At 52.4% G+C, this 7320-nt stretch carries 10 protein-coding genes and 1 pseudogene; all 11 read right to left on the bottom strand.

The window, feature by feature from the left end; all coding sequences use genetic code 11:
• A partial coding sequence (locus ACHHZ7_RS23370; RefSeq protein ID WP_001680836.1) for an IS1 family transposase occupies positions 1-69 on the bottom strand: 69 nt, incomplete at its 3' end.
• A gap of 58 nt (positions 70-127) precedes the next feature.
• Positions 128-1075 (bottom strand): annotated as a pseudogene (locus tag ACHHZ7_RS23365) (baseplate J/gp47 family protein); the annotation flags it as partial.
• Complete coding sequence (locus ACHHZ7_RS23360) at positions 1076-1429, bottom strand: hypothetical protein (RefSeq protein ID WP_060683664.1); 354 nt, start codon at positions 1427-1429, stop codon at positions 1076-1078.
• A gap of 289 nt (positions 1430-1718) precedes the next feature.
• Entirely contained in the window at positions 1719-2471 is a 753-nt protein-coding gene (locus tag ACHHZ7_RS23355) for a Gp138 family membrane-puncturing spike protein (RefSeq protein ID WP_192463952.1), read from the bottom strand.
• Between the two features lie 48 nt (positions 2472-2519).
• Positions 2520-2732 (bottom strand): hypothetical protein, encoded by a 213-nt coding sequence (locus tag ACHHZ7_RS23350; RefSeq protein ID WP_375294539.1) that lies wholly within the window; start codon positions 2730-2732, stop codon positions 2520-2522.
• A gap of 155 nt (positions 2733-2887) precedes the next feature.
• The gene (locus ACHHZ7_RS23345; RefSeq protein WP_060683662.1) at positions 2888-3244 is read right to left on the bottom strand and encodes a hypothetical protein; all 357 of its coding nucleotides are present in this window, start codon (positions 3242-3244) and stop codon (positions 2888-2890) included.
• Positions 3241-4308, bottom strand: coding sequence for a hypothetical protein (locus ACHHZ7_RS23340; RefSeq protein ID WP_192463953.1), 1068 nt, complete (start codon positions 4306-4308; stop codon positions 3241-3243). The genes ACHHZ7_RS23345 and ACHHZ7_RS23340 overlap by 4 nt, the downstream gene beginning before the upstream one ends.
• Entirely contained in the window at positions 4305-4616 is a 312-nt protein-coding gene (locus ACHHZ7_RS23335) for a phage baseplate plug protein (protein ID WP_060683661.1), read from the bottom strand. Before ACHHZ7_RS23335 ends, ACHHZ7_RS23340 begins: the two co-directional genes overlap by 4 nt.
• Positions 4613-5191, bottom strand: a complete 579-nt coding sequence (locus ACHHZ7_RS23330) for a phage baseplate protein (protein WP_060683660.1) — start codon at positions 5189-5191, stop codon at positions 4613-4615. Before ACHHZ7_RS23330 ends, ACHHZ7_RS23335 begins: the two co-directional genes overlap by 4 nt.
• The gene (locus ACHHZ7_RS23325; RefSeq protein ID WP_081003627.1) at positions 5191-7146 is read right to left on the bottom strand and encodes a hypothetical protein; all 1956 of its coding nucleotides are present in this window, start codon (positions 7144-7146) and stop codon (positions 5191-5193) included. Before ACHHZ7_RS23325 ends, ACHHZ7_RS23330 begins: the two co-directional genes overlap by 1 nt.
• Entirely contained in the window at positions 7139-7315 is a 177-nt protein-coding gene (locus tag ACHHZ7_RS23320) for a DUF6889 family protein (protein WP_001117695.1), read from the bottom strand. Before ACHHZ7_RS23320 ends, ACHHZ7_RS23325 begins: the two co-directional genes overlap by 8 nt.
• Positions 7316-7320 lie beyond the last annotated feature (5 nt).

Genomic DNA, 7320 nt, shown 5'->3' with positions numbered 1-7320 from the left:
GCTTTTGCCGTTACGCACCACCCCGTCAGTAGCTGAACAGGAGGGACAGCTGATAGAAACAGAAGCCACTGGAGCACCTCAAAAACACCATCATACACTAAATCAGTAAGTTGGCAGCATCACCGGCAACTTGTGATGTATAGCCAGGGTAAGTTGCGATGACTATTTCGATAAACGCTTCAACTACCACTGGGCGAGAAAACTTAATCGCCTTTGGCTCTCCATATTTGCCAACAAGATTCACTGTAGTGGTGCCGAAGGTCGATGTGCCCTGATCCTTTTTCTTCGAAATTGCCGTGGCGATAGTTGTCGCATCTCCGCCATCAACAATGCAGCTGATCGAGTGCGCTGGTAGACCATTGGCATCCGCGGTATCAGAGTCGTTCTCGTAAATACGTACGCGTGTTACGCCGGGAATATCCAGTAGCGTACCGTCTAACCCATCAATGGTGGTAATTGATGGTAACGCAGTACTCCGTGATTGCCGCTGACGCAACTGCGCGTCATTTTCACCGGGAGAGCCGACTGTTGCCGCTAATGGATTTGTTACGGTTTTCCATCCTCTGGTCGGTGTAGCGATCTGTGTGATGGTGTTAGCCATTGCAGCGACCGGACCGGGAGTTCTGCATGTAGCAGTAACTGTGACTGTACCAGACCCAGGAATATTCACGTCCACTGGTAAGTCCCATAATGCCCCGTTAGCATCTCTAACAGTACCGGCTGGAATTGGCGTTCCAATATCGCCCGTAATAATTAGATCGGTGGTTGAATTCGTCGCAACCTTACGGGTAATTCCGTTAATTTTAACGTTGCTACCAAGCGCCCGACCTATCCCTGTAGCAGGTGAATAGGAGTTATATACCGCAATGGCCGTGTTATTAGCATCGTGAATCCCGAGTGCATACAGCGCTACCATTTGCCCGTCTTTACTGTCGGGGTCGAGATAAGAATCGCTGCCGTAGATCTCCTTAAAGTATTCAGTGAGTTTGTCCAGGATAGTCTGATAATCAGGCGCACTGATCCCCTGGGCCGTTACCGTTGCCGATAACCCCAGCGTCTCAAGGTTCAAAGCCATTTATGCCTCGCTAGTTACTGTGGTTTGTCCGTAAATGGTGTTTATGGTGGACGTGAACGTTACGCGACGAGTTGTTCCGCTGTTAACTGTGTCAAACGACAGAATGGACAACACGCCGGGGGTTGAACTGATGCGGTCTCTTATTGCCAGGTTGTAAACTTCTGGCCTCTGCTTTCCAAGAATCGACTGGATATAGGGAGTACCTTCCGCCGTATCGAGGAACCACTGGCCCTTCCAGAGCTCAAATCGAGTTTTAACCGCCTGGGCTACGCACTCCGGCGAGTTAGCCAAGAAAGTTCCATCGCCCTGTCCGAAGGTGTAATCACCCTCGCTATCTTCGCGTCTGTATCGCATATGCCCTCTACCACCAGCGAACCTGGCCTATGAAATAACCGAGAGCAGCCACAATAGCCACCATCCAGATCATGATGAATTTCCAGCTTGGTAATTGCTTAATCATTAATCGCAACTCCCGTATTAGTTTGCTAAAATCAAGCACTGATTCTCCCTTGCTCTCATCAAGGTGTAGAAAGTAAAAAGCCCCGAAGTGCGTCAACACTCGGGGCTTTGTTTTATCCCGTTGATGGGGAAATATATTTACGAATCGTTATTTTGAAATTTTCTTGCCAGCGGTAATTCGCTGTTAACTCACACTTCCTGATTTCCCCGTCCCTGGCTGTACGTCGTCATGGGTGTGGGTATCATCAATGGTTTTGTTGTTCGATTTCAGCGAACCGAAGAACTCAATGGCGCCAGTTATCTTCGCTGCCGTTCCACTAGAAAGACTACCGACCATTCCGCCCATCCACGTTAACAGACCGGTGATCGTCACCTTCGCCGAGAAGGTTGACTCCGGGGAGACCACGTCGAACCCGCCCGGCGCGACCAGCTTGATTTTCTTCGTGTCCGGGTTAATTTCGAAGTAGGTACTGCCGTCATCGCTGCGGAACTGCGCTGTAGTGGTGCTGATGCCGCTGATTTTGCGCGTCTGAGACTGCGGGCCTACGATGGCGAAGGCATCACTCAGGTCATGCTGGCGCGGGTCTACCGCCTCCTGTACGCCGCCGTTCTGCCACCAGAAATCAATGCAACGATCGGAGAACACCAGAAGACACTCATCGCCTGGGTTAACCGGGAAAGTTAGCGTGCACCCTCCGCCACGCGGGAATACCACCGGCACATCAGGAAGGATCGGGATGGCCTCGGAGGTAGCCTTACCATCTTCACCGACTTTCTGGCCGTAGATGGCAGGCTGAACAGTGCAGGTCACTGTATCAGGATCAAACGACTGAATGATTCCGGGCATGGCAACGCGCAGGCCGGTGAAAATAGACAGTTTCTGCGCATCAAGCGTCTGCTGCTCGCTGCCGTCCTGCGCGCGTGGTGATACTGGCATGAAGATCTCCTGGCAATAAAAAACCCGCCGGAGCGGGTTTGTTTAAATTTATTTAACACTTGGTGGTGGGACTATAGTTTCAGCCCAGCAGCGACACTTACCGCCAGGACAGCATTTTCCCTCACCAGGCAGGCCAGTTTTGGGCGGTCTTTTCCACCTGAACACTTTCCCATTGTTCTTGGCGCAAGCATTACAACATCCGCTATCCCCTGCAGTATGCCACCGGAACTTAGTTGCCCCGATGTGTTCTGCGCGAAGCATATTGTATCTGGCATGTTCAGCAGCGCTGCGCTTAATTCGGTTAAACTCAAAATTCCTAACAAACTGGTCATCACGTTTCTTTTTGCGGTTTTTTACAAAGCCACGAACAATCAGAAACAAAACTACGAGGATGACAGCAATTCCTGGCTCCATGGTCATTCAACCTTCATGCAGTCGTAAGTACCAAAAATACGAGGCTCGCTCATGTTTTGGCGTACTGCTTCAGCATTGAGAATTCCTTTCCCATTGCGTTTTATGTAATCGAGGCCATACCGCTGTCCCGTGTTTTCATTCAGGACGATCCATTGCATTTTTATGTTCTCGTAATCACCCTCTTTTTTGAGAAAAGTTACCTTCTGACCATCAGGCTTAGCGCCGTTTATCCTCGGGTATCCGTCATTCTCGGGTGAGGTTGAAAACACAAATGGTCCGCACTTCATGTAGTCAGAATTTTCCGCCAGTGAAGCAAAGCTGACCAATGTTAAAGAAGCCATCAAAAGTAGTTTTTTCATTGTGGAGCCGTTCGCTGTAGGGCCGAATTCGACTGCAAATCACGCGCCCCTCGAGCCATACACATGAGATCCATATACCATGGATTTCCCCTCGTATCGCCGGTGTAGCTTATTGACTGGACAATGTAGACGCCATCAGTGGCCACACTGGCGGGCTGCGCTATAGTGCCGCCAAGTGAAAGGTTACCATCATTACTCGACTCTGTGATTCTTGCCTGTGATCTTTGGATCTCATCGTTCGGCAGTTGGGTACGATAGACAGATGCCTGGTCGAGCTGGATTAAGCCGTTCACCCTGATGTTGGGGTTAATCAGGCAGCGAACGTTGACGCCAGCACCCATTGTCTGCTGCGGCATCCCTATGAGCCCTGTAGCGCTGCTCAGCACAATGGCCTCGTGTAGATATTTATCTTCAGGAACCATCTGCGCCTGACCGTCCACAAACTGCCAGTTGGAGTTGCATTGTGCAGCAAGATTGCTCATGTATTCACGGGTCATACCGTAGAACACCCGGCCCCGAGGCATCACGCGGTCCGGGAACTCTCCGGTAACCCCCTGGGTTATACCGAACGGGGAGAAATCTCTCATCAGCACTGTATGAACATCTGACAGCTTATACCCGGCAGACAGGCTGCCGGATGAAACTGCCTCGTTAAACGCCTGATGCCCATCAATGGACTGAATCAGGGTAAAAATGTCGGTGGGGTTATCTCGCCCGGTGATTGTGAAGCGTATCTCACCGTTGAAAATCTCCCCGAAGTTCTGGCCTCGCGTCTGACCTACCTGATCTGGCGACACATCCGTTACCTGTCCTACCTGGCTTTCAGATACCGGCGATGCCAGCCCGTCATACCCGGCAATAATAGTGATCCGCGAGAATTCTGAGCCCGTTATTCGGCTCATGGTGTCGCGGTTGAGGTTGTAAATCTTTAGCGTTGCGACTCGCGGCCACATTGAATTGAACCAGTCGATCGCGAACGTTACCTTAAAGTCAGTCAGGGAAATACCCTGACCGGAATCATCCAGCAGGCGCAGTTCAAAGTGACGCCTCCAGTTTACGGTCATGCGGTCACCTGCGCAAAGTAAAGATGGCTGGAAGAACCAAGATTGGTTTTCGTCGGGTATTCCGGCGCGCCATTGTCGGTCATGACGATCAGCGCACCGGATATCCCCAGGTCCGGGTATTGTTCTATCAGGTCGACATCAGGCACAAGCGGAACGCCCATTAAAAGTGGCTGTGCCCCGCTATCCATAACGTCCAATATCCAACCGGCCTCGTCCCGCCATACGACTTTAAGCGTGTAGTTGATGTCACTGAGCATGACGCGAAACGTCTGGTTATCCGCTCCGAGCGGTATTTCGTTAATCTTCATGCAGACCCCAGGAAACCGATAAATTTTTGCAGCAGCGAGGTGTTGCTCACTGGAACTGGCGTTTTCGTACCGATGTCTTGGACAGATGCCGTGCTTACACCGTCCTGCATATTCGCTTTATCAGCCACAGAGACGCTCTGAGTTTGCGTTAATAGCACCTCGCGTAGCGTCAATACGCACGACAGTACGTTCTCGCTGGTGCGGTCTGTCGTCACCTCAATGGCGCGAATCAGCATGTTACTGTAGGTGCGCTTACCAGTGACCACGTCGAACGGCAACCGGGAAGACTGAAGATCCAGCAACTGCTGGTAAACCTCCTTTGGGCTCAGGCCAATTCCCAGACCGATTCCCGAGGCATCCACAAAATCGAGAATGGATCCGCCACCAGAAAACCCGCACTCCATAGTGACCTCGCTGGCGCGTTTATAGGCGTGGTCATTCACCGGAGCGCCAATTTCCACCGGATGCTCAGTGATTTCGAGCGCATCAACATGCTTTTCTGACACCACAACATCTGGCACTAAGATGCCGATTTTGCGTGACTGCAGCCGGAAGATTGCCGACAAGATATCCATCAGTAGACCCTCGGTTGAAGTTGCTGTGTGAGGCGAGAATTAACTCCTGATTGGCGGTCTGCCACTTCCCGGCCGGTAGATGCTGGGTCATTCGCACCGTAAATATTGATGTTGGTTTCCTGGCTTATCTGGGAGGCCGCCTGGTTTGCCGCGAGGCTCGCCAGTGGGGAATTCCATTGCCCGTAACCTTCCTTGCGTGACATCGCCTGCAGAAGGTTACTGAACTGCTGCGGATCGCTCAGATTCAGCTTATCTTTAGTTCCCACGCCCATCATGTTGGCGACAAAGTTGGAGTACGCCTCCGGATCGTTGTTGTCACTAGCCGGGGCGTACTTGTGGATGATGTCCCAGATTGTCTGTAGCTTCTGGAAGCCGGCAGCAGCACTTTTCCCGGTGAAGTAGAGCCGAATCTGCCGGGCCATTGCCATCCACCCATCCATCGGCGTTGCATGAGAAGTAAACCCGGTACCGCCTACCGGGCGCAGATTACCCGGGTTGTTGTTCCGGTCTGCAAGTGTTTTGCCTGATCCGCCGCCATCTCCTAACAGCCATCCATTGAAAGTCTGCCCGATGCTTCTCGGGTCAAATCCAGTCCTGTTTTTAATCCATTCGGCAGTGTTATTGGCGCTATCCGATACAGCAGGAAGTGCATCCTGCCCCTTCCCCTGAGAAAGCAGATTTTTACCAATTGCGTAAGCATCTGACCATCGCCCCTCGTTGATGGCGTTTATCAGGTCGCCAATCATCTTGATCATCTTGCCAAATTCACCAAATTGCTTGGTGAGGTTGTCGATGTCGCCTTTCAGGGTCCAGTTTTTGAGGTTGATATTGAGCAGCTTGGCTATCTCGACACCGATCGCTTTCACTGAATCTCGCAGTTCCCCCAGTGACTTCAGGGCAGCGTTAATCTCCGGCTCCCATTTATCCCAAGCGATAAGGCTTTTCCCGCCCTCCTTCCACGTCTGGTAATCCTCAATAAGCGCCAGTATTGCACCGCCGAGGGCTATCACAAGGCCGATTGGCGACTTGAGAAACTCCGAGTTAAGAACCTGCCAGGTGGATACCAACGCAGAAACTAGGGCAATCAGCTGCTGTATATCCGGCGGCAGCTTTTTAAACCACTCAATCAGGCCGCCGACCGCTTGCGAGACGCGCCACGCCATCTGAGCTATCACATCCGCCGCGAAGAGCACACCCTTCACAACCTTTGTGACGACGTTCTCTATCTTCGGCCAGTTCTCCAACATCTGCTTACTAAGGTTATTCAGCGTGCCGCTCAGGCCACCAGCCAGGTTTGAGCCGACCTTATCGCGCAGGATCCCCAGCAGCGACACAAATTGCCGCATTGAGGTCATGAATTTGTTGGACTGCTGCGCCGCCTTATCCGCGTCAAAACCAGTCTTCTGCATCATCGACTGGTATTCAGCCGTGAAGCCAGACATCCCACGGCGCATCGCCATCAGGGTGTTTTCGTCGATGCCCAGCATCTGCGCGTACTGGTTTGCCCGGTAATACGGCATATTGCTGAGGCGCTGACCAACGCCGGTGAAGATGGATGACATGTCACGCATTTGCCCGGACGCATCCCGCGTCTGCACACCAAGGCGATTCAGGAACCCTTCCGCGCCCGGATTACTGCGCATGAATCGCGCCAGGCTCTCCAGTGAGTTCTGGGCAGCCTCAGCACTGGACCCAGTTTGGGACGCAGCATAGCCAAGGGCCTTAATACCGTTTACCGAAGCTCCGGTCCGCTGTGACGCCCAGTACAGTTTGTCCAGGCCGTTGGCGATCGAGGTCGTAAAACCAACAATCGCCAGCGCCGTGGATTCCACCGCTGCACCCAGCTTAACAACGTTTGCCGCTACGCCTTTGAGCGTGGCTTCAAACTTCGCCTGACCAGCGCCGTCGATATCGAACCCCAGAGAGACCAGGTAATCACGGATTGTATCAGCCATTATTCTGGGCTCTCCATTTGGCTACACGCGCGTCGTTATCGTCACGCATATCAAGGTAATCGTTAAGCAGCGCGATTCGGCACAGGTCAACTGCACCGCTGTCGAGGTCTTTCTGATCGAGGTTGAAGGCGAGCGCCGGGCGAAGGATGTAATCCTCACCGCCCGGCAAGGTGT

The organism is Citrobacter freundii complex sp. 2024EL-00216 (assembly GCF_043945515.1).
GTDB lineage: Bacteria > Pseudomonadota > Gammaproteobacteria > Enterobacterales > Enterobacteriaceae > Citrobacter > Citrobacter portucalensis.
This window is presented reverse-complemented; position numbering and strand designations above follow the sequence as displayed.

Bases quoted from the DNA above. Each gene is read 5' to 3' on its own strand.
- ACHHZ7_RS23360 (WP_060683664.1), bottom strand. From the start codon at position 1,429: ATGCGATACAGACGCGAAGATAGCGAGGGTGATTACACCTTCGGACAG.
- ACHHZ7_RS23355 (WP_192463952.1), bottom strand. From the start codon at position 2,471: ATGCCAGTATCACCACGCGCGCAGGACGGCAGCGAGCAGCAGACGCTT.
- ACHHZ7_RS23350 (WP_375294539.1), bottom strand. From the start codon at position 2,732: ATGCTTCGCGCAGAACACATCGGGGCAACTAAGTTCCGGTGGCATACT.
- ACHHZ7_RS23345 (WP_060683662.1), bottom strand. From the start codon at position 3,244: ATGAAAAAACTACTTTTGATGGCTTCTTTAACATTGGTCAGCTTTGCT.
- ACHHZ7_RS23340 (WP_192463953.1), bottom strand. From the start codon at position 4,308: ATGACCGTAAACTGGAGGCGTCACTTTGAACTGCGCCTGCTGGATGAT.
- ACHHZ7_RS23335 (WP_060683661.1), bottom strand. From the start codon at position 4,616: ATGAAGATTAACGAAATACCGCTCGGAGCGGATAACCAGACGTTTCGC.
- ACHHZ7_RS23330 (WP_060683660.1), bottom strand. From the start codon at position 5,191: ATGGATATCTTGTCGGCAATCTTCCGGCTGCAGTCACGCAAAATCGGC.
- ACHHZ7_RS23325 (WP_081003627.1), bottom strand. From the start codon at position 7,146: ATGGCTGATACAATCCGTGATTACCTGGTCTCTCTGGGGTTCGATATC.